Consider the following 25,987-nt stretch of genomic DNA (forward strand, 5'->3'; position numbering starts at 1 on the left):
GCTTGACGCTTGAATGATCTGCGCCAGGGAAGCAGGGTACGGGCAGTCACCTTCGCTCGGCTATCCAGGCCCGACCGCGAGGTGGACGACGTCCGGAACGCCCCGGGCAACGGGGATCTCTTCGGTACGCACCTGGTGGAATCCGGCATTCCGCAGCGTTCCTTCAAATTCCGGAGAGGGCTGCGCCGACCACACGGCGAGCACCCCGCCCGGCTTCAACACCCTTGCGCAGCTTGCCAGTCCGGCCGGTCCGTACAGCCCGGTGTTGTCCTCGGTGACGGTCCAGTCGGGCCCGTTGTCGATGTCGAGGCACAGCGCGTCGTACGTGTCGGAAGTCTCATTGACGTGAGCGAGCAGATCGGATCTCACGATCTCGGTCCGGGGGTCGGCGAGCGCCGTCGCGGAGAGTTCCGCCAGCGGTCCGTCACGGTGCCAGTCGATGATGGCCCCTTCGCGTTCGACGACCGTGATGTGCCCCCAGCGCGGGTCGGCGGCGGCGTGCGCGAGGGAGAACCCGACACCGAGCCCCCCGATCAGCACCTTGGGCTCCGCCCGTCCGTCCAGGGCGTCCAGCGCGGCGTCGACGAGCAGCCGTTCCGAGCGGCCGTCGGAGGTGTCCATCAGGAAGCACCCGTTGGCGATGATCTGCAGCAGCGCGCCGTGGCGCCGCAACACGACCTCGCCGTAGGGGCCTTCCCGGCGATCGATGACTACAGGGATGTCGTACGAGGCAGTCATGGCTCCCATCCTGGCACTTTCACCAGAATGGGCAGCCGAATTAACCCTCGGGCGGTCAGAGGTTCAGTCCGTGCCCGTAGGGGAACACGGGGTCTTCGGTGTCGTCGGGGGCGTCCGGCCGTGACGCCTCGACCGCCGCCATGGAGCGCGGCAGTTCGAACGGCAGTCGCCCCTGGGCCCGTGCCCGTCCGAAGGCGACGTCCAGGAGTGCCGTGTCGCTCGTGCCGTAGTCGGCGACCAGCGCGGCCGCCGTCGCGGCGATCTCGGGGAGGACGGCGGGCCGTTCGAGGTTGACGCACACCAGCGTGGGCACCGCGTCCAGCAGTCGCAGGATCTCCTTGAGCTCGTCCTCCGGGAAGGCCGGCGACCCCGAGTGGAAGAAGGACTCGAAGAGAGCGGGGCGCTCCTCGTGGGGCGTGCGCAGCCGCAGGACCGCGAGGTCCGCGTCGACGGGATCGGCGACGACATTGACATACGCGGCGGCCACTTGCTCGGAGATCACCCGCACGTACAGGTTCGGGCGGCCTTCGAGGGGCAGCAGTCCGTGGTTGGTCAGGACGGTCAGCGAGCGGCGCCGGGCGGCCTCGCCGAGCGCGGTGAACTCGCCCGCCCCGACGGTCTCCTCCGCCCGGTCGGGGTCCACGTACGGGTTCTCGAACAGGCCGAGTGTGAATTTCTCGCGCAGGAGTCGACGTACGGATTCATCGATGCGTTCCTCCGTGACACGGCCCGAGCGGACCAGTTCCACGATCACCTCGGGGCACTGCTCGCCGAGCACGGGCGCGTCGGTGAGCAGGCCCCAGTCGGTGCAGACGATGCCGTCGAAGCGGTTTCCTTGCTTCCTTCTTGCCTTGCTCGAGGCGGCTTCTTGACGGGCTTCTTACTTCTTAAAGAAGGGGGCTGTTTGAAGGGGAGGGCTTACCTGACGGAGCGGATGAACTGGACGGCGAGTGCGCCCAGCACGGCGGCGATCGCGCCGAAGAGGAACAGCGCCCCGTAGTTGCCGCCCCCGCCGGTCGCCAGGAGCGCGGGGGCGGCGATCGGGACGAGGGACTGGGGCAGGGCGTTGCCGATGTTGAGGACACCCATGTCCTTGGCCGACTCGTCGGGGTCGGGCAGTACCGCGGTGGCGAGCGCCATGTCGACGGAGAGGCAGAGACCCTCGCCGAGGAGTTCGCCGCCGTCATGGACGGCATCCAGCTGCAGTGGGCCCTCGACCCCACGGACGTCGACACGGCCGCCCGGATGCGGGCCTACCTCGACCGGCTGCTGCGCTCGATCACCGTCTCGGGCGCGGGGCTGCCCTCGGACGCACATACGGGACTGACTTGTTCGCACGCAGGGACCGACTCGGACGCGCGCACGGACTGACTCGGACGCGTGTGCGGAGACGGCGACCCCGGACGCCGTACACGCTTATCAGGTTGCTATGAATCGCCTCCCACGTGGCGTCGGTCATAGACAGCGGCGCCGCGAGCCCCCAAAGGTGGGGCGGGACGGAAGGAGCCCCTCACCTTGGACCGGAGCACGACCGCGACGGCGACGGCAGTGGCGACGACCACGGCCCCGACGGCCTCCTCGGCCGATGCCGCGCTCAAGGACCCACAGACGGGCAGGCTTCTCCTGGACGGGGTGCCGCGACAACGCGGCGCCACGGCCGTGTTGCCCGGCCCCCGCCCGGCGACGACACGCCCTGTACTCGCCCCTCCCGCCCCATCCGCCCCATCCGCTCCACCCGTCTCCCGCGCCCTCGCCCGGCTCCGGTCACTCCGTCCCTGGCGGCTGCTGCCCACCCCCACCGGAACGCCGTTCACCTTCGGTTACGCGGTCGTGCTCACCGTCACCGCGATGGTCACCGACTACGCGGACCCCTCCCTCGTCCACGCCTTGCAGCAGGGGTCCAGCACCGATGTCGCGCACCTCGTACGCGAACCGGTGCTGGTGCTGCTGGCCAGCGCGCTGTGGATGGCGGGCGGGATCACCTCGCCGTACGCCATCGGGTTCGTGCTGGTGCTGACCGCGCTGGAGCGGCGGATAGGCGGCCTGCGGGCCGCCGGAGTCTTTCTGCTCGGGCACGTCGTGGCCACCCTGGCCACCGAGGTGCCCGTCGGCCTTTCCGTGCTGGTGGGAGACCTCCCCGACAGTTCCCTGCACCGCCTCGACTACGGCATCAGCTTCGGCGTCGCCACGAGCGTCGGCGCGCTCGCCGGGCTGCTGAGGCCCTGGCTGCGCTGGCCGATGCTGGTCGTGTTCGGCTCGATGGTCGTCGGGGACCTGCTCGAATTCGCCGACCCGATGACGGACTGGGGGCATGTGATGTCCCTGGCGATCGGGGTGTCGACCTGGCCGCTGGTTCGGGGCTGGCGCCGCGCCCGTACGGAGGCGGCCTCCGGCCCCGCCACCCCCGCCGCCGTACACACCGCTCAGACGCCCGGCACCGTCGCCGCCTAGCACCGCGGGTGGTCGGGGTGTTCGGGGCGGGCCCGGTCCGGTCGGGTCAGGTGGCCCGGGCCGCCGTCAGCCGTCGGGCCGGCTCCGGTACGCCGGGTCGGCGCTCCTGTTCCGCACTCGCCCCGTGGAGCCTGCTGGTGAGCTGGTACGGGTCGGCGCGCAGGTCGTGAGCCGGTACGGGTCGGCGCACAGGTCGTAGTACTCGCGGAAGGGGACCTCGCCGCCGTTCACCCCGCCGGGCAGCCGGCGCTGCCGGTCCAGGCGGAGGCCGAAGTACTCCGTGTCCTGCTCGGTCTTGCCGATGTACGTCGCCCAGCTGTGGATCGGCTGCTTGTCCTCGACGTGCGCCGTGCGCCGTGAGGCGGTCGTCGGTCGTTCCTGCCCTCACGGGAAGGGACGGCGGGCCGACGGCGTTGACCGCACCACAGGCGTTCGCCGCGGATCTGCGGCGGAGCGGCGCCGACCAAGAGGGAAGCGGGGCGGATACCACGCTGACCTGCGCGAATGTCTCCGTGGCGCGGAGTCGAGAGAGCGATCGCTCACAGCGAACAGACCCTGGGGAACAATCCGGGGCTCACGTGCATTGAGTCGGCATAGCTCAACTTGACTGCCTAGGGAGAGATAATGGCTTCGACGTCCACACCGCTCACCCTGCCCGTGTTGCCGCTCGATGACGAGGTCGTGCTGCCCGGGATGGTGGTTCCGCTGGACCTGAACGACGCCGATGTGCGCGCCGCGGTGGAGGCCGCCCAGGCCGCCGCGCGGTCGGAGCCCGGCAAGCCGAAGGTGCTGCTGGTGCCACGCATCGACGGGGCGTACCCGAGCACGGGCGTGCTCGGCACCGTCGAGCAGGTCGGCCGACTGGCCGACGGCGACCCGGGCGCGCTGATCCGCGGCCGTGGGCGCGTGAAGATCGGCGCCGGGACGACCGGTCCTGGTGCCGCCCTGTGGGTCGAGGGCACCCGGGTCGACGAGACCGTGCCCGACCCGCTGCCCGGCCACGTCGCCGAGCTGGTCAAGGAGTACAAGGCCCTCGCCACCAGCTGGCTGCGCAAGCGCGGCGCCTGGCAGGTCGTGGACCGCGTGCAGGCCATCGACGACGTGTCCACCCTTGCCGACAATTCCGGTTACTCCCCGTTCCTGAGCACCGAGCAGAAGGTCACGCTGCTGGAGACCGCCGACCCGGTCGCCCGGCTGAAGCTCGCCACCGAGCAGCTGCGTGAGCACCTCGCCGAGCAGGATGTCGCCGAGTCCATCGCGAAGGACGTCCAGGAAGGCGTCGACAAGCAGCAGCGCGAGTTCCTGCTGCGGCGCCAGCTCGAAGCCGTCCGCAAGGAGCTGCGCGAGCTGAACGGCGACGCCAAGGAGGGCGAGGAGTCCGACGACTACCGGACCCGCGTCGAGGCCGCCGACCTCCCCGAGAACGTCCGCGAGGCCGCGCTCAAGGAAGTCGACAAGCTGGAGCGGTCCAGCGACCAGTCGCCCGAGGGCGGCTGGATCCGGACCTGGCTCGACACCGTCCTGGAACTGCCGTGGAATGAGCGGACCGAGGACGAGTACGACATCCAGGGCGCCAAGAGCATCCTGGACGCCGAGCACGCCGGTCTGGAGGACGTGAAGGAGCGCATCACCGAGTACCTGGCCGTGCGCAAGCGGCGTTCCGAGCGTGGTCTCGGCGTCGTCGGCGGGCGGCGCGGCGGTGCCGTGCTCGCGCTCGTCGGTCCGCCCGGTGTCGGCAAGACCTCGCTCGGCGAGTCCGTCGCGCACGCCATGGGCCGCAAGTTCGTCCGGGTCGCGCTCGGCGGCGTACGGGACGAGGCCGAGATCCGCGGCCACCGGCGTACGTACGTCGGCGCGCTGCCCGGCCGTATCGTCCGCGCCATCAAGGAGGCCGGGTCCATGAACCCGGTGGTCCTGCTGGACGAGATCGACAAGGTCGGCTCCGACTTCCGCGGCGACCCCGCCGCGGCGCTGCTCGAAGTCCTAGACCCCGCCCAGAACCACACCTTCCGGGACCACTACCTGGAGGTCGAGCTCGACCTCAGCGACGTGGTGTTCCTGGCGACGGCCAACGTGCTCGAAGCCATCCCGGAGGCGCTGCTCGACCGTATGGAACTGGTCCGGCTCGACGGGTACACCGAGGACGAGAAGGTCGTCATCGCCCGTGACCACCTGCTGCCGCGTCAGCTGGAGCGGGCCGGTCTGGAGAAGGAGGAGGTCGCGCTCGACGAGAGCGCGCTGCGCAAGCTCGCCGGGGAGTACACCCGGGAAGCGGGCGTACGCAACCTGGAGCGGGCCGTCGCACGCCTGCTCCGCAAGGTCGCGGCGCAGCACGAACTCGGCGAGCGGCAGCTGCCCTTCACGGTGACCGACGCCGATCTGCGCGGGCTCATCGGACGGCCGCACCACGTGCCCGAGTCCGCCCAGGACCCGGCCGAGCGCCGTACCGCGGTGCCCGGTGTCGCCACCGGTCTGGCCGTGACGGGCGCGGGCGGTGACGTCCTCTTCGTGGAGGCGTCGCTGGCCGACCCGGAGACCGGCGCGGCCGGTCTGACCCTGACCGGTCAGCTGGGTGACGTGATGAAGGAGTCGGCGCAGATCGCGCTCTCCTTCCTCCGCTCGCACGGCGCCGAGCTGGAACTGCCGGTCGGCGACCTGAAGGACCGGGGCGTGCACATCCACTTCCCGGCGGGCGCGGTCCCCAAGGACGGTCCGAGCGCGGGCGTCACCATGACGACGGCGCTGGCCTCGCTCCTGTCCGGCCGACTGGTCCGCACGGACGTGGCGATGACGGGTGAGGTCTCACTGACCGGCCGTGTCCTGCCCATCGGCGGGGTGAAGCAGAAGCTGCTCGCCGCGCACCGGGCGGGTGTCACCACGGTCATCATCCCGAAGCGCAACGAGGCCGACCTGGACGATGTCCCGGCCGAGGTGCTGGAGAAGCTGGACGTCCACGCCGTCACGGACGTCCGCCAGGTCCTGGAACTGGCGCTGTCGCCGGCGATGAACGGCGCGACGTCGGAGGTTCCGGTAGCGGCGTGACGGACGCTGCCGGAAGGGAAGGCCCGGGTCCCGTGAGGGAGGCCCGGGCCTTCGCCGTGCCGTCAGCCGTTTGTGTCGGCTGTCGGCCGACATCGGTCGACTGAAATCTGAAATCTGAAATCTGTCAGCCGTCAGCCGTCAGCCGTCAGCCGTCAGGTGTCAGGTGTCAGGTGTCAGCCGCCATCTGTCATCGGTCATCGGCCATCGGTCAGCCGTTGGCCAGCGCCCGCACCCGGTCCAGCCCGCCGTTGAACTTGTCGTGGTCACCAACCGTCGGTCCGGACGAGGTGTACTGCCACATCGTGTAGTACGCCCAGCCGGCCGGCAGCGTGCCGGGGTCGGCGGCGTAACGCGCGATCCACAGGGGGTTGGCGGAGGCGAAGCCCCCGTAGTTGCCGGTGCAGTCGCTCCACCAGCTGGTCGCCGTGTAGATCACGGCGTCCCGGCCGGTGCGCGCCTTGTACTGGGCGAGGAAGCTGCTGATCCAGCTGACCATCGCGCTCTGGGTCTTGCCGTAGCAGGCGGCCCCGTACGGGTTCCACTCGATGTCGAGCGTGCCCGGCAGCGTCCTGCCATCGCCGGACCAGCCGCCGCCGTGATCCACGAAGTAGTTGGCCTGGGTGGCGCCGCTCGTCGTGTCGGGGGTCGCGAAGTGGTACGCGCCGCGGATCATGCCGACGTTGTACGAGCCGTTGTACTGCTGGGCGAAGTAGGGGTTCGTGTAGTACGTCCCCTCGGTGGCCTTGGTGTAGGCCCACTTGACCCCACTGCTCCACAGGGTCGACCAGGCGACGTTGCCCTGGTAGCCGCTGACGTCCACGCCTTCCGGCTGGGTGGCGTCACCGGTGGTGGGCGTGCCGGCCTGGCCGTCGTGCGCGAGGACGCCCATGCCCAGGCGGGCGGAGCCCCGGGCGGGTGTGTCGGCGGCCGAGGAGGGCGGGGCGGAGAGGGCGGAGAGGAGGGAGAAGGCGGCGAGCAGGGTTCCCAGCGCGAGCAGGCGCGGGCGGTGCGGCGTGCCGGATCTGTGCACGGGCATGACGTGCCTCCGAAGGGCTCGATGGAGCCAGGTGGGGGGAATGGTGCGGACATCCGTGCCGTGAGTGGTGCGGGCATGTGTGCCGTGAGTGGGGGTCAGGTCCTCGTCGACCTGGCGGCATGGGCATGCCATTGGGTGCCTGTTCACGAAGCTACGCACGGGGGGAACGCGCTGGGAAGAGGGGCCGTGGGCTGCCGTTGGTCTACGCCTGAGAAATACTTACGGAGCTGTGGCTATGGCCACCTTTGGCGGAAACTTTCAGAGTCGGGAAACCGGGTGAGGGGCAGACGTGCGCGAGGACAGGAACGGAGGTCGGCGTCCGGCCGGCCTCGACGGGCCGGGCAGGGGTGTGGACCAGCCCGCCGCGCACGGCGGCCCGGACCCGGAGTTCCTCTCCCTGGAGCGCGAGTTGACCGTGTTCCTGCGCCGTGCCCGCGCCAACCAGGGCGAGATGGCCCGTGAGGTCCATCCGGACCTGGAGTCCGCCGCGTACGGACTCCTCGTACGCCTCGACGAGTGGGGCCGCCAGCGCGCCACCGAACTGGCCGCCTACATCGGCGTCGGCAAGGCCACCATGTCCCGCCAGCTGCGCGCCCTGGAGGAGCTCGGCCTCGTCGCCCGTGAGCCCGACCCCGCCGACGGCCGTGCCTGGCTCGTCCACCTCACCGAGGAGGGCCGCGGCCGGGTCGGCCAGGTGCGCGAAGCGCGGCGCGCCCGGTACGTGAGCGAGCTCGCCCACTGGGATCCTCGCGAGGTCGCGGAACTGGCGCGGCTGCTGCACCAGCTGAACCGCGGCATGGAGAAGTAGGAGGAGGCGGGCGTGGACCAGGAATTCCCCGCGCTGGAGCGGGAGCTGACCCTGCTGTTGCGGCGCGCCCGGGCCAGTTCCGGCGAGATGGCCCGCGAGGTCCACCCCGACCTGGAGGCCTCCGCGTACGGGCTCCTCTTCCGCCTCGACGAGTGCGGCCGCCAGCGCGCCACCGAACTGGCCGCGTACATCGGCGTCGGCAAGGCCACGATGTCCCGTCAGCTCCATGCCCTGGAGGAGCTCGGTCTGGTCGCCCGTGAGCCCGATCCCGTCGACGGGCGTGCCTGGCTCGTCCGTCTCACGGACGAGGGCCGGCACCGGTTCCGTACGGTGCGGGAGGCGCGCCGGGCACGGTACGTCCGTGAACTCGCGGGCTGGGACCCGCGCGAGGTCGCCGAACTGGCCCGCTTGCTCCACCAGCTGAACCGGGGCATGGAGAAGTAACACTCCGATCCGCCCCGCTCACCACTCCACGAAGACCACCGTCGCGTCGTCGTGCGTCTTGCTCCGCCTCAACCGTGCCCGCGCCTCGGCGTCGGCGCGCTCCAGGGTCCGTACGCGGTCCACGAGGGCCTGGGCGCCCTCCTTGCGGACGACGGTGAACAGGCCGCCCCAGTCGCCCTCCCCGAACTTCTCCACCCAACGGGTCGCCCCGTCCGTCAGGGCGGCCAGGGCACGGACCTCGGCCCGGGGCACGGTCCCCGTCACCGCCCGGGCCGCGACCGAGGGATCGGCGGCGGCCGTGAAGAAGCCCCCCTCCTTGTTGCGGACGGTCGCGTCGGCGATCGCGTCGGAGGCGAGAGAGGCGCGGGGGACACGGGTGAGGCGGTCGTCCAGGACCGGTGTCACCTCGCCCGCGGGGGACTCCAGCAAAAGGGCGGAGTCCGAGAGGACCAGGTACTCGACGAGGTCGGCTGACCAGCGGGCGAGGACCACGGTTGCCTGGGGCGTGCGCGGGTGAGAAAGGTCACAGGTGTCGGAGTGGGCCTCGGAAGTGCGCCGGATGGACCGGGAAAGGATCTCCGCCAAGGTCAGATCCCGGCGGGAAACGGACAGTTCGGTCAGGGCTCCGCCGAGGTGTGCGGAGAACCAGTGGACGGAATGCAGACAGCCGTCGTCGCCCGGCGGGGGAGTCACGCCGTCGAGGACGACCAGTGATCCTCCTTGTCCTGACGCCGGAAGGCCGACCGATGCGAAGTCCTCATTGGGGCGGGCCGGGTCGCCCGGCTCTGAGACGAGTTCGGTGCGCATTCAGCCAGTCTGCACGAGCCCTTCACAAGGCCCACGAAAGGCTGGCAACGGTCGCAGGACCGGTGCGGACCAGCAGCTCAGCCGCCGGGTTTGGCATGGAATGATCGACTCCGGCAAGGCGTGGCGGCGAATACTGCCAAAGCGCGCCGCAGACGTCCAACCGGCCCGCCGCGCAGGGGGGTCGCACGCGCCACAGGAACTTGCCCGCCAACTCCCGTCCGAGGTTCACTCCTTCGGGTGGCGGGCCGGATGATGCGGGACCACTGCCCACCGGCACTGGGAGGGTCGGGAGCCGATGGGACACCCCCTGCTCGAGCGAAGTCGAGAGCTTGGGGAGGGCGGACGCCCAGTTGACGGAACGTCACCCGGGACCTCGGGTACACGAGTCAGGAATGCGAGCACCGGTGCAGAAGATGCGGTCTCGGCGCACAGGCAAGCAGGCGGCCTCCGGAGCCGGGCAGTCGGCCTCCGAAGGGGGCGCGGAGCGCACGCCGGGTGCCGCGGGGCAGACCCCTGCGGGCAAGGGCCGCTCCGCTCACGTGCGCAATCGGCTGATCGTCGCCGTGGCGGTCGTCGCGGCCGCCATCGTCGGCGCCGGAGCCCCCACGGTCCTCGCGGCCTCCGAGCAGCTGAACGACTCCCAGAACCTGGTGACGCTCGCCGGGCGGACCCAGCAGGCGCTGACGCTCGCCCACTCGCTGGCCGACGAGCGCGACGAGGTCACCTCGTACATCGCCGCGGGCCGGCCGAAGTCCAAGGCGCCCTCCGAGCAGCGCAGCGCCCGGGTCGACCGGCAGGTCGACGAGGTGCGGGCGGACGCGGACGCGCCCGCCGTCCTCCTGAAGGACCTGGACGGCATCGGCACCGCCCGCAGAGCGGCGCTCACCGGCAAGAGCACCGCTCTCGAAGCGCACGAGGCGTACTCCGACGTCATCACCGAACTCCACGCCCTCGCCGAGGACCTGGCCGAGCAGCTGCCGCCCCGCGCGGGCTCCGGCGCGCACGCCCTCGCCGAGCTGGACTCCGCGGTCCAGCAGTCCGCCGCCGCCCGCGGACTGCTCCTCGCGGCCCTCAACATCCCGCGCACCACCCAGACGGTCATCAACCCCGTCACCGGCCTGGCGTCCACCATCAGCAGTTCGTCCCCCGCCGGCGCAAAGCAGCGCGACGCGCTCAGCGCCGCCGCCCAGCAGGCCCGGCTCCGCTCGGACGCGGCCCTCGCGGACTTCCGCGAGACGGCCCCCAAGGACGCCAAGGACTCGTACGACTCCACGGTCACCGGACCCGACGTCACGACCGCGGACAAGTACCTCACCGACCTCACCGACCAGCCGACGCTCTCCGACTCCGAGCTCGACTCCAGCACGAACAAGGTGGACGCGGCGCTCTCCGCCCGCGTCGAGCTGATGCGCGGCGCCGAGTCCTCGCTCAACGACCACCGCACCAAGGACCTGGAGCGGCTGCGGGACGACGACGTCACCGCGCTGGAGATCCGGATCGCCCTCATCGGCACCCTGCTGCTGGTCGCGGTCGGCGTCTCGATGGCCATGGCCCGCACGCTCACCCGCCCGCTGGCCGTGCTGCGCCTGGGCTCGGCCCGCCTCGCCGCGGACCCGGGAGCGCAGGAGCCGGTCAAGTTCACCGGCCGCAACGACGAGTTCGCCCAGGTGGTCCGCTCCGTCAACGCGCTGCACGCGCACGCCGCCGCGCTCCACGAACGGCTGACCACCCTCGAGGCGGACCGCAGGCACCTCATCGGGCAGCGCCAGCTGATGGCCGATGAGCGCGACAGGCTGCGCGCGGAACTCGCCGACGCGGCGGCCCACCTGGAGCAGGTGCGCGGCACCATCCACGGCACCTTCGTCAACCTCGCGCTGCGCACCCTCGGCCTGGTCGAGCGGCAGCTCGGGGTCATCGAGGGCCTGGAGGAGCGCGAGCAGGACCCGGACCGCCTCGGCACGCTCTTCAAGCTGGACCACTTCGCGACCGTCATGCGGCGCCACAGCGAGAACCTGCTCGTCCTCGCCGGCCACGAGCACGTCCAGCACCACGCGGGCCCCGTCCCGCTGGTCGACGTCGTACGGGCCGCGGTCAGCGAGATCGAGCGGTACGAGCGCGTCCGTATCGCCGTGTTGCCGCCGCACGCGCACCTCGCCGGGTTCGCCGCGGACGACCTCTCGCACCTGGTGGCCGAACTCCTGGAGAACGCCTCCTCGTTCTCTCCACCCGACCTGCCCGTCGAGGTCTCCGGCTGGCTGCTGGAGAACGGCGAGGTGATGCTCTCCGTGCAGGACGAGGGCATCGGCATGGCCGCCGACCGGATGGCCCAGCTCAACGCCCGCCTCTCCGCGTTCGACCCGGAGGACGCCTACGACCAGGAGAGCGGCGAGGGACTCGGGCTCGGCCTGTACGTGGTGGCCCGGCTCGCCCATCGGCACGGTGTCCGCGTACAGCTGCGGGAACAGAAGCAGGGCGGCACCGCGGCCGTGGTCGTCCTCCCCAGGACGCTGCTCGCGACCGCCCCCGCGGTCACGGTCCCCTCGGCCTCCCCGGTCGCCGGAGCCGCCCCCTCGGTCGTCCTCCCGGGCGCCGACGCGGAGGCCAACTCGAACGTGATGCGTGGCCGTTCGGCCCTCACGGCACGGGGCCAGGCGAGCCCGGCCGTGCCGACCGCCCCCGCCGGTGACGAGGACCCGCTGATCGCCGCCGCGGAGGAGGCCGTACGCGCGGACGCCGCCGCGGAGGAGGCCGTACGGTCGGACGCCGCCGCGCAGCAGGCGGCATACGCCCCCGAGCCGACGCCCTCCGAGACCACCATGGAACTGCTGGCACCGCTGGTCCCGCCGGACGAGCCGGTGGCTCCGGCGCACGAGCCCGCGGTGTCCGCCCCCACGGCCGACCCCTACGCCATCGGCCCCGACTCCCACGAACGGGTGTCGGACGAGGAGACGGAGCGGGTCACCGACAAGGGACTGCCCAAGCGGACGCCGAAGATCTCGGCGCCCGCACCGGTTCCCCGGCCGCGCGCCGGTGGTGTGGACGCCGAGGCGCTGCGGCGCAGGCTCGGCGGCTTCCACCGGGGCGCGACGGAGGGCCGCCGCGACGTGGAGGCCGAGATCGCCGAACAGACGGCCCAGACGCCCACCCCGCACCACACCGGACGGAACACCGCGCAGGACCAAGCGCAGGACGCGGTGCGCCGGCAGGACGCAGTAGACGCATCGGGGGGCACAGTCGAGGAGGCAAGCAGTTGACCGCGCCCAGTACCTTCGGCCTGAGCAGTGAAGCTCGCAATCTGCACTGGCTGTTGACGAACCTCGTCGAGGAGGTGCCGGGCCTCCAGTCGGTCGCGGTCGTCTCCTCCGACGGTCTGCTGCTGCTGTCCTCCGACCCCGGGAGGAACGCGGAGGCCCGCACCGGGGCGGAGGCGCGCCCCACCGGCCCCAAGGGATCCTCCGCGGACCTCGCCACCATCGTCTCCGGCATCGGCAGCCTCACCATCGGCGCCGCCAAGCTGATGGACGCGGGCGGGGTGAAACAGACGATGGTCGCGATGGACGAGGGCAGCCTCTTCGTCATGTCGATCAGCGACGGCTCGCTGCTCGGGGTGCACGGCGCCCCGGACTGCGACATGAGCGTGGTGGCGTACCACATGGCGCTGTTCGTCGGCCGCGCCGGGCACGTCCTGACGCCCGAGCTCCGCAGCGAGCTACGCCAGTCACTCGAAGCCAAGCCGACGGGGAGTGCCCAGTGAGTTCTTCCTCCGCGCCCAAGCTCCCCATACGTGGCGGGGACCGCAAACCGGCCCGCGTGCGCCCGTACTCGCTCACCGGCGGCCGTACCCGTTTCGGGCACGTGCTGCTGGTCGAGACGTTCGTGGCGGCGCTCGAGGCCCCCGAGGAGCGCAAGGAGCTGACCAACGGCTCCCTCGCGACCCGGGTGATGCCCGAGATGCGGGCCATCGTCGAACTCTGCCGCCGGATGCGTACGGTGGCCGAGATCGCCGCCCTCCTCAGGATGCCGCTGGGCGTGGTCCGCGTGCTCCTGAGCGACCTGGCGGACCAGGGAAAGATCCGTGTGTACGGAACAGGTCACGGCCCGGGACAGCCGGACCGCGCTCTGCTGGAAAGGGTGCTGAATGGACTCCGTCGTCTCTGAGGGTGCGCCGAGAACGGCCGCCCCCGCCTCGGCTCCGATGCCTCTGGCCCCGGTGCCGCTGCCCGAGTCCGACGAGAACCTCCAGGCCTGGCAGACCGACCGCACCCGCGCCCCGATCGCGACGAAGATCGTGGTGGCGGGCGGCTTCGGCGTGGGCAAGACCACGCTGGTGACCGCGGTCTCCGAGATCACGCCTCTCCAGACGGAGGCGCTGATGACCCAGGCCAGCGAGGAGACGGACGACCTCACCGGCACCCCGGACAAAGTGACCACGACCGTGGCCATGGACTTCGGCCGCATCACACTCGACGACGACCTGGTCCTGTACCTCTTCGGGACGCCGGGCCAGCAGCGGTTCTGGTTCATGTGGGACGACCTGGTGCGCGGCGCGATAGGCGCCGTGGTCCTCGCCGACACCCGCCGCCTCAAGGACTGCTTCCCGGCGCTCGACTACTTCGAGAGCTGCGGACTGCCGTACGTCGTCGCGGTCAACCACTTCGACGGCAGCGAGCGGTTCGACGCCGACGACGTGCGCGAGGCCCTCACGGTGCCCCCACACATACCTGTCATGATCATGGATGCCAGGCGCCGGATCTCGGTCGTCGAGACCCTGCTCGCGCTGGTGGGGCACGCGCTCGACGCGAGCCCCGAATAAGACGTACACGGAGTTAGGACGCGCATGCGGAAGATACTCGTCGTCGGAGCCGGTCAGTCCGGACTCCAGCTTGCCCTCGGCCTCCAGTCGCACGGGTACGAGGTCACCCTGATGTCGAACCGGACGGCGGACGAGATCCGCACCGGCCGCGTCATGTCGACGCAGTGCATGTTCCACACGGCACTCCAGCACGAGCGCGATCTCCAGCTGAACTTCTGGGAGTCCCAGGCCCCGAAGATCGAAGGACTCGGCGTCTCGGTCGCCGCCCCCGGCTCGCACGACCCCGGTCCGACCCAGCGGGCGATCGACTGGGTGGGCAGGCTCGACGGCTACGCGCAGTCGGTCGACCAGCGGGTGAAGATGGCCGGCTGGATGGAGACCTTCGCCCAGCGCGGCGGCCAACTGGTCATCCACGGCGCGGCGGTCTCCGACCTGGACTACTTCTCCCGTACGTACGACCTGGTCCTGGTGTCGGCCGGCAAGGGCGAGCTGGTCTCCATGTTCGGCCGGGACGCCGCCCGTTCCCCCTACGCGCAGCCGCAGCGCGCCCTCGCCGTCGCCTACGTCCACGGTCTGGGCCCGCGCCCCGAGCACCCCGACTACGACGCGGTCCGCTGCAACCTGGTCCCCGGCGTCGGCGAGCTCTTCGTCATGCCGACCCTCACCACCTCCGGCCGTGCGGACATCCTCTTCTGGGAGGGCATACCCGGCGGCCCGGTCGACGCCTTCAACGGCATCAAGGACCCCGCCGAACACCTCTCCCTGACCCTGGAACTCATGGAGAAGTTCGTGCCGTGGGAGTACGCCCGGGCCACCAAGGTCGAACTCACCGACGCCAACGGAACACTGTCCGGACGCTACGCCCCCACCGTCCGCAACCCGATCGGCCGCCTCCCCGGCGGCGGCCTGGTCCTGGGCGTCGCCGACGTGGTCGTCGCCAACGACCCGATCACCGGCCAGGGCTCCAACTCCGCCTCCAAGTGCGCGGCGGCGTACCTCGGCGCGATCCTCGAGCACGAGGACAAGGAGTTCGACGAGGCGTGGATGCGGTCCGCGTTCGACCGGTACTGGGACACGGCCCAGCACGTGACGAAGTGGACGAACGCCATGCTGGGCGTGCCGCCGGAGCACGTCCTCAACCTGATCGGGGCCGGGGGTCAGATTCCGGCGGTGGCGCATCGTTTCGCCAATGGGTTCAACGACCCGGCGGACTTCGAGAACTTCTTCTATGAGCCGGCGAAGACGGAGGCGTACCTCGCTTCCGTGACGGGGGCCTGACCGTTCCTTTCGGGTGCGGGGAGTCCGTGGCTGGTCGCGCGGTTCCCCGCACCCCTCAGGGGCGCGCCCCTATCGGGACGCGACTCTTGGCGGTGTGTAGTGCCGCAGGAGCTTTCCGTCCGGGTCCGGGCGGACGGCTCCGAGCAGCGGGTTGGCGGCGATGGGGGAGACCTTGACGTCGGTTCCCGGTCTCGGGGCCTGTACGACAAGGCCGTCCCCCAGGTACAGGGCGACATGGGTGGCCTCGGGGAAGTAGATCACCAGATCCCCGGGGCGGAGCTCGCTCAGCGGAATGTGGGGCAACTGGGCCCACTGCTCCTGGCTGGTCCGGGGGATGGGCCGCCCGGCGTGCCCCCAGGCCTGCGAAGTGAGCCCCGAGCAGTCGTACGCCCCGGGACCCACGGCCCCCCACACGTACGGCTTGCCGATCTGCTCCACGGCGTACCGCACCGCCTTCTCGCCCTCCCGCGTGGGCGGCCGCGCACTGCTGAGCGCCCCTGACGCCACGAACTTCTGCTGCGCCTCGGTGACTCCCGACTTCTCCAGCCGGGCGAGCTTGGCGAGCTGACCGGGGCTGAGCGAGGCGAGCAGCACCTCGACGTCCTTGAGTCGCCCCCGCACCTCGTCGCGCTCCGTCTTCTGCCGTTCGGCGAGGGAGAGTTGACCGTCGAGCGCCTTGCGCGCCTTCCGTGCGAGACCGTCGGTCCTGCGCTCCGTCTCCTGCAGTCGGTCGACGGTCTCGATCCGCTCCTGCGCAAGCTGCCCGATCACATGCCCCTCGTCCAGGGCGTGCTGCGGATCACGGGCGAGCAGCAGCCGTACGTACGACGAGATCTCGCCGCTGTTCTGGTACTCCTGCCGGGCGAGCCGCCCCGCCGCCGTGCGGCTGTCGTGCAGCGAGAGGCGGGCCTTGGCGAGGTTCCCGTCGAGCCGGGCGACCTCGGCCTTCTGCTTCTTCAGCTTCTCCGCGGTGGCGTTGTACGTCTCGGTGGCGCGCTCGGCGTCCTGGTAGAGCTGCTGAAGATCCGTCAGTAGGTGAGTCACGGAACGCTCTTCGGCCCCGGGGTCCGGCGCGGCCACCACCGCCGGCGCGGAGGCCAGCAGCACCCCCGACGCCATCGCGGCCGTACAGGCCAGACGTACAAGCCTTCCTGACACTTCATCACCTCCGGTGCCGAGGTGGTACCTCCACCTCGCACCCGCAGGATCAGGGAGGCGCATCCCGAGCGCGCGCCGACTGGCCGGTTCGGCCCAAGAACCTCACTCGTCGGCGTGGGACTCCGGCGTGGCTCCCGCGCTCTTGCCGCCGGGCTTGGACCAGGGCCACTTGCGCCCGCTCCCCGCGTCGCCCGAGGGGTCGTACTCGTACTTCCACGCCTGATGCAGCCCCAGTCGCTTGCTCACCCGCGCTTGGACGCGCCGGTAGACGAGCACGGTCGGCGGGCCGCCGTCGGCGTCCGGAACGGGAACGCGGTACACCTTCGGCGGGTGTCCGGTCAGACCGAGCAGGACGGGCAGCACACGCCCGTCCAGGGGGCCGCCCTCGAAGGGGGTGTCTTCGCTCTTCACGGCACCAGTGTCACAAACGCACCCGTCACAACAGCCGCGCGGCATCACCGATCACCGGAAGAACCGCCCGGGCCAGCTTCCCCAGGGCACCTTCCCGCCCCTCCAGGACGAGCGCGGCCCGCACCACGCGGGCGGTCTGCGGATCACGTGCGGCACTGACCACGAGCATCGCCACGAACTGCTCCACGAGCCAGTCCCGCAGCTCGTCCAGCGGCGGCTCCTTGCCCCCGTCCAGCCAGCTCAGCGAGGCGCCCTCCACCGCCGTGATCCACATCCGCACGGTCATGCGCAGCCGTCGCCCCGGATCCTTCACGCCCAGATGATCCAGAATGTGCTCTGCCGCCGCCCGCCGCACGCCGTCCACTATGGCCGTCGTCCTGGAGGTCTCGACGACACTGCCTCCCTGAAGCAACGCGGTGAACCCGGCGTCGTGCTGGTCCACGAACGCCAGGTACCGATCCAGGGCCCGGGCCAGCCGCTCGCTCAACGGCCCCTCGGGGGGCTCCGCGAAACAGTGCTCCAGATCCTCCGCGGCGGACCGCAGGGCAGCCTCGTACAGCTGCTGCTTGCCGCCCGGGAAGTACCGGTACACCAGAGGCCGTGACACGCCCGCCGCCTCCGCCACGTCGTCGAGCGAGACCTCCTCGGGTGCCCGGTGCGCGAAGAGGGACAGTGCCGCTTCGAGGAGCTGCGAGCGCCGCTCCTCGACACTCAGCCGACGGTATGCGGGGGTGGGAGCCTGCGAGGTCATATCGGCAGCGTAACGGCCAGGACACGAGCCCCCACTCACCCGCGGCCGCCGGACTGCGCGAGGGGCCGTGGCGGTGCGTCGCAAGCCCGTCGCTTACGTTCGGATCGAGCAGCGGCTCCCTTGCCCGGCCCACGTCTGATCCGGCGGCGACGGGCTCGACGTACCGCCACGGCCCCGACCCACCACAGCCACCGGGCGCTCCGCCGTCAGGCCAGCAGTCCCGACGCCTTCCACAGCCGCCGTCCGACTCCCCGCAGCACCCCGATGTCGTCCAGGAAGTCGGTCAGCCGCTTGGCGCCGGTCTGCATGACCTCCCGCCGGTGCCCGCTCGCCCGTACCTGCGCCATGGCCTCCCGCTGGTCGAGGCCGACGTTCGTGTAGACCTCGGGATTGACGAAGGCGACGGAGAAGATCCGGGCGAACTCCCCCGACGTCACCCGCGTGAACTCCTGCGACCACCGCGGCGCCGTCACCATCTGCCGTCGCAGCTCCTCCCGCGCGTACCGCACGTGCCGCGCCTCCTCCACCACGTGGATGCGGGTGACCCCGCGTATCAGGCTCTGCACCCGCTCGTCCGGAAAGGTCAGCCGCTGCATCCAGTCGAGGATCTCCTCGCCGAGCAGGGTCGCCGTGAAGGACCCGGGCGTGGTCGAGATGGTCTTGAAGACCCGCCCCAGATTCAGATGCGTCCGGCTCACCGGGTAGTACGGCGTTCCACCGTGCGAGATCAGCCGGGCGAACATCTTCGAGTGCCGGCACTCGTCCTCGATCTCGGTCAGCGCATAGCGCACATGCGCACTCGTCGCCGCCTTGTCGTAAATGTGCCGCACCAGCAACTGCATCAGAATGATCTCGAACCAGATCCCCAGCGAAGCCAGCGCGGCGGCCTCGTGGTGCGAGAGCAGCACCCGCTGCTCCTCGCCCATCCGCTTCCACAGCGGGGTGTCGTACAGCGACACCAGCTCCGGCGGCCAGAACCACTTGCCCTCCTCGAAGGGCGCGTCCCAGTCCAGCTCCTTGTCCGGGTCGAAGGAGTGCTTGGCGGAGGAGTCGAGCAGCCGCTCGGCGACCTGCTCCCGGTCCTTGAGCAGACCGAGCGCATCGCGCAGCACGTCCACTTCCGTCACGGTCGTCATGGCTGTTCCCACCTCGTCGTACGGCGTCCAGTACGGGATCCATCCGGGTTACCGGCGGTCACGACTTATGAGACTGCTTGTCAGCAAGCTCGTCAATCCCTTGCGCGCGACTTGTTGACGACGCGTCTACCTCGTGTGAGCCTGCGATGTATGCCGACGCACGAGCTGTACGCCAAGGACCCGGGAGACCCCCTCTGGCAGGTACCGGCCTCAGGGGCGGCACGCTTCAGCTGGGAGTACGACGACGGTCGCGACCGACTCCTCGCCCTGTACCAGAAGGGCAAGGACAAACAGTGGGACGGCCAGAAGAGAATCGACTGGGACCTGGAGGTCGACCCCCACGACGCTCTCGGTACCCCCGACGAGGCGATGACCCTCTACGGGACCCCGTACTGGGCGAAGATGACCGACCGGGACAAGGGCGAGCTGCGCAAGCACTACGCGTCCTGGCAGTTCAGCCAGTTCCTGCACGGTGAGCAGGGGGCCATGGTCTGCGCCGCGCGCATCGTCGAGTCGGTCCCCGACCTGGACGCGAAGTTCTACTCGGCCACCCAGACCATGGACGAGGCCCGCCACGCCGAGATCTACGCCCGCTTCCTGCAGGAGAAGATCGGGATGCTCTACCCGATCAACGACAACCTGCGGTCGCTCCTCGGCGACACCCTCCGGGACTCCCGCTGGGACATGCCGTACCTCGGGATGCAGGTCCTCATAGAGGGCCTGGCCCTGGCGGCCTTCGGCATGATCAGGGACACCACCGACAAGCCCCTCCCCAAGCAGATCCTCGCCTACGTGATGCAGGACGAGGCCCGCCATGTCGCCTTCGGCCGGATGGCGCTGCGCGACTACTACACACAACTCTCCGACGCCGAACTCCGCGAACGCGAGGAATTCGTCATCGAGGGCTGCTACTTGATGCGGGACCGGCTGCGCGGCGTCGAGGTCCTGGAGAACTTCGGCATTCCCAAGGCCGAGGCCGAGGAATACAGCGAACAGTCCGAATTCCTGCGCCTCTTCCGCCAGTTGCTCTTCAGTCGCATCGTCCCGTGCGTCAAGGACATCGGCCTGTGGGGCGAACGCCTCCAGCGGGCGTACGTCGACATGGGCGTCTTCGAGATGGGCGACTCCAACCTCGACCTCCTGATGGCCCAGGACGAGGAGGTGGCCGAGCGGTTGGACGCGGAGCGGTTCGCGGCGGAGGAGAGGGAACGGGTGGCGGAGGTGACGGAGATGATCGAGAAGGGCGAGGGCTCGTAGGACGAACCGCCAGAGACGGCCTGCCCAAACGTGCGTGCGCCGGTCCACTCGGACCGGCATGCGCACATCATGACATCCGCCCCGAACCCCCATTTCACGCCACGCGTCCTGGCCCGCCGCAGTCTGGAGAGTCTGGCCCTGGGTGACGCCTTCGGCGAACGCTGGTTCCCCCTCTTCCGGGACCGCCCCCAGGCGTACGAGGAGATCCGCGCCCGGCGCACCCCCGAGGAACCGGACTGGCACTGGACGGACGACACGGCGATGGCACTCGGCATCTTCCGTGTCCTCGACGAACACGGCGAGATCCGGCAACCGGAACTGGCCCAGGCCTTCGCCCTCGGCTACGACGCCGATCCGGCCCGGGGCTACGGCTACGGCATGCACCAACTGCTCCCGCGCCTCCTCCAGGAGCCGGACCGCTGGGCGGAACTGGCACGCGGACTCTTCGACGGCGAGGGCAGCCTCGGCAACGGTGCGGCGATGCGGGTGGCCCCGTTGGGCGCCTGGTTCCGGCGCGACCTGCGCCTGGTGATCGCACAGGCGACGCTGTCGGCGGAGGTGACCCACGCCCACCCGGAGGGCATCGCGGGCGCGGTGGCGGTCGCCGTCGCGGCGGCGTTGTCGACTCGTTGGAACCTCAATATCGGCACGGTCGTCGAGGCCACGCCCGACAGCGCCGTCCGCGAGGGGCTGCGGCGCGCCGCGAGCCTTCCCTTCACCACCGAACCCTGGAAGGCCGCTGACATCCTCGGCAACGGCCAGCGCATCCGCGCCGACGACACCGTCCCCTTCGCCGTCTGGTGTGCCGCCCGCCACCCCGACGACCTGACCTCGGCCCTGTGGAGCACGGCGGAGGGCTTCGGCGACGTCGACACGACCTGCGCCATCACGGGCGGCATCGTGGGCGCCCGTACGGGAGTGGGGAACGTACCCGAGGAATGGCTGAGCCGCCGCGAGGCGGTACCCGGCGCCGCATAGGCCGCGCCGGGCACCGCGTCAGTTGTTCCAGCTCTCGTCGTACGGGTCGTGCGGGGTCGGGACCGGTTTGGCCGCGGTGACGTCGAGGAACGGGATGCGGCCGTCGTTGACGGGGTCCTTGGTCTGCTTGGCGGTGTAGGTACCGGTGACCTGGAGCCAGGTGTCGGGCTGAAGGACGGGCGGGATGGTGCCGGTCAGGCCGATCTTGACCGGTTGGGCGTCGGCGGCACAGCAGTTGAGGGCCATCCGGACCAGGTACGGGGTGCCGTCCTTGGCGAGGGCGACGAAGCCGGTGACTTGGACCCGACGGTGGGCCAGGGTGCGGCCGTGGTCGTAGGCGGCGCGGCCCGCGTAGTCGACGACGCCGAGCGGGAGCGGGTCGGTGGCCGGCAGGGACGGGTAGGCGAGGGGCGCCTGCAGGGCCGTACCGGCGTGCATGGCGCTGTAGGAGCCCAGCGAGGGCGGGGAGACCAGGATCAGGGCGAGGAGGGGGAGGACGAGGAGCCAGGCGACCCGGGGTTCGCGGTGGACGTGTCCGTGCCCGTCACCGTCGCCGGTTTCACCCCGGCCCCGTCGCTCGTACCAGACCGTCGCCACCGCCGCCATGATCAGCACGACCCCGGCGGCCAGCAACAACGGCCGCAACCCTGCCTTGACGTAGCGCAGGTAGAGGTCGGTGAGTCCGGCGTGCAGGACCGCCGCGCCGACGAGGAACAGGACCGCCGCCTGTGCCTGCCGGTTCACAGCAGCACCGTCCCGACGAGGACCGAGCCGAGGATGGCGAGGGCGAAGGTGGCGGGCGCGAACCGCAGGGCGAACCCGCGGCCGAACGTCCCCGCCTGCATGGCGAAGAGCTTCAGGTCGATCATCGGTCCCACCACGAGGAAGGCCAGCCGCGCGGTCAGCGAGAACTGGGTCAGCGAGGAGACGACGAACGCGTCGGCCTCGGAGCAGATGGACAGCAGCACGGCGAGGACCGCGAGGGCGAGGATCGCCACCACGGGGTTGGCGGCCGCGGCGTGCAGCCAGGTCGCCGGGACGACGGCCTTCAGCGTGGCCGCCGCCATCGCCCCGATGACGAGGAACCCGCCGGCGTGCATCACGTCGTGCCGTACGGAATCCCAGAACGCGGCACCCTTCGCGAGCCCCTCGTGCGAGGGCCGGGCCGGCGGCCGCATCCAGTCCGCCCGCCCCAGCCGCTGCCACAGCCACCCCATCACGCAGGCCACGAGCAGACTCGCCACGAACCGGGCGACGACCATCTCGGGGTTGCGGGGGAACGCGACGGCGGTGGCCGTCAGCACGATCGGGTTGATCGCGGGCGCCGACAGCAGGAACGCCAGCGCCGCCGCGGGCGTGACCCCCCGCCGTACCAGCGCCCCCGCCACCGGCACCGACGCGCACTCGCAGCCGGGCAGCACCGCGCCGGCCATCCCGGCGACCGGCACGGCCAGCGCGGGCCGCTTCGGCAGCGCCCGGGCGAAGAAAGCCGGCGGCACGAACACCGCGATGGCCGCCGACAGCAGCACACCGAGGACGAGGAAGGGCAGCGCCTGGCACACCACCGCGACGAACACGGTCATCCAGCTCTGCATCACCGGTGCCGACAGCGCCCGGCGGATCGGCCCCTGCGCCACCACCAGGACGAGCAGCAGCATGACCAGCACGAGCGGCGAGTTGAACTGCCAGCCCTGGGACGCGGCCGCCTGCTCCCTCGGACCGTCCGGTGCGGCTGCCTGCTCCCTTGGACCGTCCGGTGCGTCCGTCTGCTCCCTCGGACCGTCCGGTGCGTCCGTCTGTTCCCGTGGACCGTCCGGTGCGTCCGCGTCGCGGTGGTCGGCCCCGGGCGGGGCCGCTTTGGTGATGCTCACGGGCGAGGTACCTCCGGCAGGGCACGGGCTGGAATCTCGTGGGTGGGTTCCCCTCCCCATAAATACGCCCGTATCGGTACGTCCGTTCAGGCGGGGGTGTTCATTCCCGCAAGGCGGCCCCGACTCCCGGCTCAGAACCCGAGTACCGCCTTCATCACCGCCTTCGCGATCGGCGCCGCGTCCCCGCCCCCGCTGATGTCCCCGCGGTCGGCCGCCGCGTCCTCGACGACGACCGCGACCGCCACCGCGGGCTCCATCGCGCCGTCCGCCTGGGCCCAGGAGATGAACCAGGCGTACGGCATCCCCAGGTTGTCGATGCCGTGCTGGGCGGTCCCGGTCTTGCCGCCGACCGTCGCTCCGGGGATCGCGGCGTTGGCGCCGGTGCCCTCCGTCACCACGTCCGTCATCAGCTCCCGCATCCGCATGGCGGTCGCCGGGTTCATCGCCTGGTGGAGCGTGCGGGAACCGGTCGTCGACACCGTGCTGTCGTTCCGGGTGGTCGTCCTCTCCACCAGATAGGGCGTTTTGACGGACCCGCCGCCCGCGACGGCCGCCGAGATCATCGCCATCTGGAGGGGAGTGGCCCGGGTGTTGAACTGACCGATGGAGGAGAGCGCGAGCTGCGCCTTGTCGAGGGTCGTGTCGAAGTTGCTGGGGGCGACGGAGAAGGGGATCCGCAGGCGGTCGTTGAAACCGAAGTCCACCGCCGTGCGGGTCATGTCGCTCAGCCCCACGTCCACGCCCAGCTTGGCGAAGACCGTGTTGCAGGACCACTCGAAGGCGTACCGCAGCGAGGCGTCCTCGCAGCCCTCGCTCTCGTTCGTCAGCCGGGTCGTGGTGCCGGGCAGCCGGTACGGGTCCGGGGAGGTGGTCGACGTGTCGAGGTCCGTCACCACCCCCGAGTCGAGGGCCGCCGCGGCCGTCACCACCTTGAACGTCGACCCGGGCGGATAGGTCTGCCGGATCGCCCGGTTGAGCATCGGCTTGTCCGCCGCCCCGTTCAGCCGCTTCCAGGCGTGCGTGACCGCCTTCCCCGTCCCGGACAGCTCCCCGGGGTCGTACGACGGGGTGGAGACCAGCGCGAGGATCCTGCCGGTGGACGGCTCGATGGCGGCCACCGCCCCGCGCCGCGAACCGAGACCCCGGTACGCGGCGCGCTGTGCGGCGGGGGCGATCGTCGTGACCACCTTGCCGGCGGGGTTCTGGGCGCGGGTGGCGTCGTTCCACAGGGGGAAACGCGAGAGCAGCGGGTCGCTGCCGGAGAGGATGCCGTCCTCGGAGTTCTCCAGGAACGTCGCCCCGTACACCTGCGAGGCGAAGCCGGTCACGGGCGCGTACAACGGTCCGTCCGTGTAGGTCCGTTCGTAGCGGAGCTGCTGGCCGCTGTCCCTGGAGCCGGTGACCGGCCGGCCCCCGACGAGGATGTCACCGCGCGGCTGGCCGTAACGGGCGATCGTCTGGCGGCGGTTGGCCGGGTTGTCGTCGTACGCCCCGGCCTGGAAGACCTGGACGCGGGTGGCGTTGACGAGGAGCGCCAGCAGCAGCACGGCGCAGAGCGCGGCGGCCCGGCGGATGTACTTGGTCATGGCGCCGCCGTCCCGTCGTACTGGCTGCGTGCCGAGTCACTGACGCGGATCAGCAGCGCCACGATGATCCAGTTGGTGACGACCGAGGAGCCGCCCTGGGCGAGGAACGGCATCGCCATCCCGGTCAGCGGGATCAGACCGGTCACGCCGCCCGCGATCACGAAGACCTGGAGCGCCACGATCGAGGCGAGGCCGATGGCGAGGAGCCGTCCGAAGGGGTCGCGCAGGGCGAGGCCGGCGCGGTAGCCGCGTTCCACGAGGAGGCCGTAGAGGAGGAAGATCGCACAGAGCCCGAAGAGGCCCAGTTCCTCGCCCGCGGTGGCCAGGATGAAGTCCGACTTGGCGGCGAATCCGATGAGGATGGAGTGGCCGAGCCCGAGGCCGGTGCCCAGCATCCCGCCCGCGGCGAACGCGAACAGGGACTGGGCGAGCTGGTTCGGCCCCTGGCCCGCCTCGATCGTCGCGAAGGGGTGCAGCCAGTCCTGCACCCGGCTGTGGACGTGCGGTTCCAGCCAGCCGACGGCGACCGCGCCCACGCAGGCGAGCAGCAGGCCCACCGCGATCCAGCCGGTGCGGCCGGTGGCGACGTACAGCATGATCACGAAGAGGCCGAAGAACAGCAACGAGGTGCCGAGGTCCCGCTCCAGGACCAGGACCAGCACGCTCAGCAGCCAGATCGCGACGATCGGGCCGAGGACCCGGCCGGTGGGGAGCTGGAGCCGCTTGAACCGCCAGACGGGGCGCCCCGCGTAGGCGAGCGCGTTGCGGTTGGCCGCGAGGTAGCCGGCGAAGAAGACCGCGAGCAGCACCTTCGCGAACTCGCCCGGCTGAATGGAGAACCCGGCGATCCGGATCCAGATCCGGGCGCCGTTCACGGCGGGGAAGAGGATGGGCAGGACCAACAGGCCCAGCGCCGTGACGACCGAGACGTAGGTGTAACGCTGCAGGACGCGGTGGTCGCGCAGGAGGAGGACGGCCGCGATGAAGAGCGCGACGCCGAGCGTCGACCAGATGAGCTGGGTGGGGGCGGCCCGGTCGCCCGGGGTCTCCAGGTCCAGGCGGTAGATCAGTACCAGGCCCAGGCCGTTGAGCAGGACGGCGATGGGCAGCAGCAGCGGATCGGCGTACGGCGCCCGCAACCGCACCGCGACATGCGCGAGGAGTGCGAGCACACCGAGCCCGGCGCCGTACACCGCGGCGCCGGGCGGGAGCGTGCTGTGCCGGGCGTATCCGACCGCGCAGTAGCCGAACACGGACAGCAGTACGGCCATGACGATCAGGGTGAACTCGATGCCACGGCGCCGGGGCAGGCGGACGGCGGGGGTGGGCGGGTCCGCTGCCACGGTGGTTCCCCGCGTACCGGGAATTCCGGGCATTCCGGGCTGAATCATGTCCGGAACGTAGCAAGCGCCGAACCTGATG

The 25,987-nt window shown here is 70.9% G+C and carries 25 protein-coding genes; 12 read left to right on the forward strand and 13 right to left on the reverse strand.

Features of this window, described 5'->3' with window-relative positions:
* Window positions 1–60: 60 nt before the first annotated feature.
* The 3 genes from FNV62_RS33585 to FNV62_RS55940 form a co-directional block, all read right to left on the reverse strand.
* On the reverse strand, window positions 61–738 hold the full coding sequence (locus FNV62_RS33585; RefSeq protein WP_097289199.1) for a spermidine synthase: 678 nt from the start codon (window positions 736–738) through the stop codon (window positions 61–63).
* A 55-nt stretch (window positions 739–793) separates the two neighbouring features.
* Window positions 794–1,516, reverse strand: a complete 723-nt coding sequence (locus tag FNV62_RS33590; RefSeq protein WP_225900460.1) for a glycoside hydrolase family 3 C-terminal domain-containing protein — start codon at window positions 1,514–1,516, stop codon at window positions 794–796.
* Window positions 1,517–1,656: 140 nt separating this feature from the next.
* Entirely contained in the window at window positions 1,657–1,878 is a 222-nt protein-coding gene (locus tag FNV62_RS55940) for a hypothetical protein (protein ID WP_225900461.1), read from the reverse strand.
* A gap of 45 nt (window positions 1,879–1,923) precedes the next feature.
* Here FNV62_RS55940 and FNV62_RS58065 point away from each other — a divergent pair, with 45 nt between their 5' ends.
* The 3 genes from FNV62_RS58065 (at window position 1,924) to lon (ending at window position 6,231) form a co-directional block, all read left to right on the forward strand.
* A complete protein-coding gene (locus tag FNV62_RS58065) occupies window positions 1,924–2,109 on the forward strand; it encodes a hypothetical protein (protein ID WP_388341335.1) in 186 nt (61 codons plus the stop codon).
* A gap of 144 nt (window positions 2,110–2,253) precedes the next feature.
* Window positions 2,254–3,189: a rhomboid-like protein gene (locus tag FNV62_RS33600; RefSeq protein ID WP_248282369.1), complete on the forward strand. Its 936-nt coding sequence runs from the start codon at window positions 2,254–2,256 to the stop codon at window positions 3,187–3,189.
* Window positions 3,190–3,813: 624 nt separating this feature from the next.
* Window positions 3,814–6,231, forward strand: a complete 2,418-nt coding sequence (gene lon / locus FNV62_RS33605; protein ID WP_054236705.1) for an endopeptidase La — start codon at window positions 3,814–3,816, stop codon at window positions 6,229–6,231.
* A 208-nt stretch (window positions 6,232–6,439) separates the two neighbouring features.
* On the opposite strand, the gene FNV62_RS33610 is transcribed toward lon, so the two are convergent.
* Window positions 6,440–7,267: a lysozyme gene (locus FNV62_RS33610; protein ID WP_144315732.1), complete on the reverse strand. Its 828-nt coding sequence runs from the start codon at window positions 7,265–7,267 to the stop codon at window positions 6,440–6,442.
* A 289-nt stretch (window positions 7,268–7,556) separates the two neighbouring features.
* Here FNV62_RS33610 and FNV62_RS33615 point away from each other — a divergent pair, with 289 nt between their 5' ends.
* Together FNV62_RS33615 and FNV62_RS33620 are read left to right on the forward strand one after the other, a co-directional pair.
* Window positions 7,557–8,075 carry a MarR family winged helix-turn-helix transcriptional regulator gene (locus FNV62_RS33615; RefSeq protein WP_054236703.1) on the forward strand — a complete coding sequence of 173 codons (519 nt, stop codon included), beginning with the start codon at window positions 7,557–7,559 and terminating at the stop codon, window positions 8,073–8,075.
* A 12-nt stretch (window positions 8,076–8,087) separates the two neighbouring features.
* Window positions 8,088–8,519: a MarR family winged helix-turn-helix transcriptional regulator gene (locus FNV62_RS33620; RefSeq protein ID WP_054236702.1), complete on the forward strand. Its 432-nt coding sequence runs from the start codon at window positions 8,088–8,090 to the stop codon at window positions 8,517–8,519.
* A gap of 18 nt (window positions 8,520–8,537) precedes the next feature.
* On the opposite strand, the gene FNV62_RS33625 is transcribed toward FNV62_RS33620, so the two are convergent.
* Window positions 8,538–9,326: a protein phosphatase 2C domain-containing protein gene (locus tag FNV62_RS33625; RefSeq protein ID WP_143628036.1), complete on the reverse strand. Its 789-nt coding sequence runs from the start codon at window positions 9,324–9,326 to the stop codon at window positions 8,538–8,540.
* Window positions 9,327–9,739: 413 nt separating this feature from the next.
* On the opposite strand from FNV62_RS33625, the gene FNV62_RS33630 reads away from it, so the two are divergent.
* Genes FNV62_RS33630 through FNV62_RS33650 form a run of 5 tightly spaced genes read left to right on the forward strand, consistent with a single transcriptional unit; the run spans window position 9,740 to window position 15,417 of the window.
* Window positions 9,740–12,580 carry a nitrate- and nitrite sensing domain-containing protein gene (locus tag FNV62_RS33630; RefSeq protein WP_225900462.1) on the forward strand — a complete coding sequence of 947 codons (2,841 nt, stop codon included), beginning with the start codon at window positions 9,740–9,742 and terminating at the stop codon, window positions 12,578–12,580.
* Complete coding sequence (locus FNV62_RS33635; RefSeq protein ID WP_054236699.1) at window positions 12,577–13,080, forward strand: roadblock/LC7 domain-containing protein; 504 nt, start codon at window positions 12,577–12,579, stop codon at window positions 13,078–13,080. The genes FNV62_RS33630 and FNV62_RS33635 overlap by 4 nt, the downstream gene beginning before the upstream one ends.
* Window positions 13,077–13,484, forward strand: a complete 408-nt coding sequence (locus FNV62_RS33640) for a DUF742 domain-containing protein (RefSeq protein ID WP_054236698.1) — start codon at window positions 13,077–13,079, stop codon at window positions 13,482–13,484. Before FNV62_RS33635 ends, FNV62_RS33640 begins: the two co-directional genes overlap by 4 nt.
* Window positions 13,465–14,139 (forward strand): GTP-binding protein, encoded by a 675-nt coding sequence (locus tag FNV62_RS33645; RefSeq protein WP_373559516.1) that lies wholly within the window; start codon window positions 13,465–13,467, stop codon window positions 14,137–14,139. Before FNV62_RS33640 ends, FNV62_RS33645 begins: the two co-directional genes overlap by 20 nt.
* Window positions 14,140–14,163: 24 nt before the next feature.
* Window positions 14,164–15,417 (forward strand): styrene monooxygenase/indole monooxygenase family protein, encoded by a 1,254-nt coding sequence (locus FNV62_RS33650; protein ID WP_054236696.1) that lies wholly within the window; start codon window positions 14,164–14,166, stop codon window positions 15,415–15,417.
* Between the two features lie 69 nt (window positions 15,418–15,486).
* Here the strand turns inward: FNV62_RS33650 and FNV62_RS33655 are convergent, their stop codons facing one another.
* The 4 genes from FNV62_RS33655 to FNV62_RS33670 all read right to left on the reverse strand — a co-directional run bounded on the left by FNV62_RS33655 (window position 15,487) and on the right by FNV62_RS33670 (window position 18,873).
* A complete protein-coding gene (locus tag FNV62_RS33655) occupies window positions 15,487–16,575 on the reverse strand; it encodes a C40 family peptidase (protein WP_143602872.1) in 1,089 nt (362 codons plus the stop codon).
* A gap of 102 nt (window positions 16,576–16,677) precedes the next feature.
* A complete protein-coding gene (locus FNV62_RS33660) occupies window positions 16,678–16,986 on the reverse strand; it encodes a hypothetical protein (RefSeq protein WP_054236694.1) in 309 nt (102 codons plus the stop codon).
* A 25-nt stretch (window positions 16,987–17,011) separates the two neighbouring features.
* Entirely contained in the window at window positions 17,012–17,737 is a 726-nt protein-coding gene (locus FNV62_RS33665) for a TetR/AcrR family transcriptional regulator (RefSeq protein ID WP_097286220.1), read from the reverse strand.
* 206 nt (window positions 17,738–17,943) lie between these two features.
* A complete protein-coding gene (locus FNV62_RS33670; protein WP_097286221.1) occupies window positions 17,944–18,873 on the reverse strand; it encodes an AurF N-oxygenase family protein in 930 nt (309 codons plus the stop codon).
* 150 nt (window positions 18,874–19,023) lie between these two features.
* Between FNV62_RS33670 and FNV62_RS33675 the strand changes: the two genes are divergently transcribed.
* Both FNV62_RS33675 and FNV62_RS33680 read left to right on the forward strand, forming a co-directional pair.
* Window positions 19,024–20,130 carry a ferritin-like domain-containing protein gene (locus FNV62_RS33675; RefSeq protein ID WP_054236691.1) on the forward strand — a complete coding sequence of 369 codons (1,107 nt, stop codon included), beginning with the start codon at window positions 19,024–19,026 and terminating at the stop codon, window positions 20,128–20,130.
* A gap of 69 nt (window positions 20,131–20,199) precedes the next feature.
* Window positions 20,200–21,108 carry an ADP-ribosylglycohydrolase family protein gene (locus FNV62_RS33680; RefSeq protein WP_144315734.1) on the forward strand — a complete coding sequence of 303 codons (909 nt, stop codon included), beginning with the start codon at window positions 20,200–20,202 and terminating at the stop codon, window positions 21,106–21,108.
* An 18-nt stretch (window positions 21,109–21,126) separates the two neighbouring features.
* Here the strand turns inward: FNV62_RS33680 and FNV62_RS33685 are convergent, their stop codons facing one another.
* From FNV62_RS33685 to FNV62_RS33700, 4 genes are all read right to left on the reverse strand, one after another.
* Window positions 21,127–21,852, reverse strand: a complete 726-nt coding sequence (locus FNV62_RS33685; RefSeq protein WP_143602874.1) for a TIGR03943 family putative permease subunit — start codon at window positions 21,850–21,852, stop codon at window positions 21,127–21,129.
* Complete coding sequence (locus tag FNV62_RS33690) at window positions 21,849–22,979, reverse strand: permease (RefSeq protein WP_225900463.1); 1,131 nt, start codon at window positions 22,977–22,979, stop codon at window positions 21,849–21,851. Before FNV62_RS33690 ends, FNV62_RS33685 begins: the two co-directional genes overlap by 4 nt.
* Window positions 22,980–23,110: 131 nt before the next feature.
* Entirely contained in the window at window positions 23,111–24,565 is a 1,455-nt protein-coding gene (locus FNV62_RS33695) for a penicillin-binding transpeptidase domain-containing protein (RefSeq protein ID WP_143602875.1), read from the reverse strand.
* Entirely contained in the window at window positions 24,562–25,956 is a 1,395-nt protein-coding gene (locus FNV62_RS33700; RefSeq protein WP_097286224.1) for an FtsW/RodA/SpoVE family cell cycle protein, read from the reverse strand. The genes FNV62_RS33695 and FNV62_RS33700 overlap by 4 nt, the downstream gene beginning before the upstream one ends.
* Between the last annotated feature and the right edge of the window lie 31 nt (window positions 25,957–25,987).

Source organism: Streptomyces sp. RLB3-17 (genome assembly GCF_007113425.2).
Lineage (GTDB): Bacteria > Actinomycetota > Actinomycetes > Streptomycetales > Streptomycetaceae > Streptomyces > Streptomyces mirabilis_D.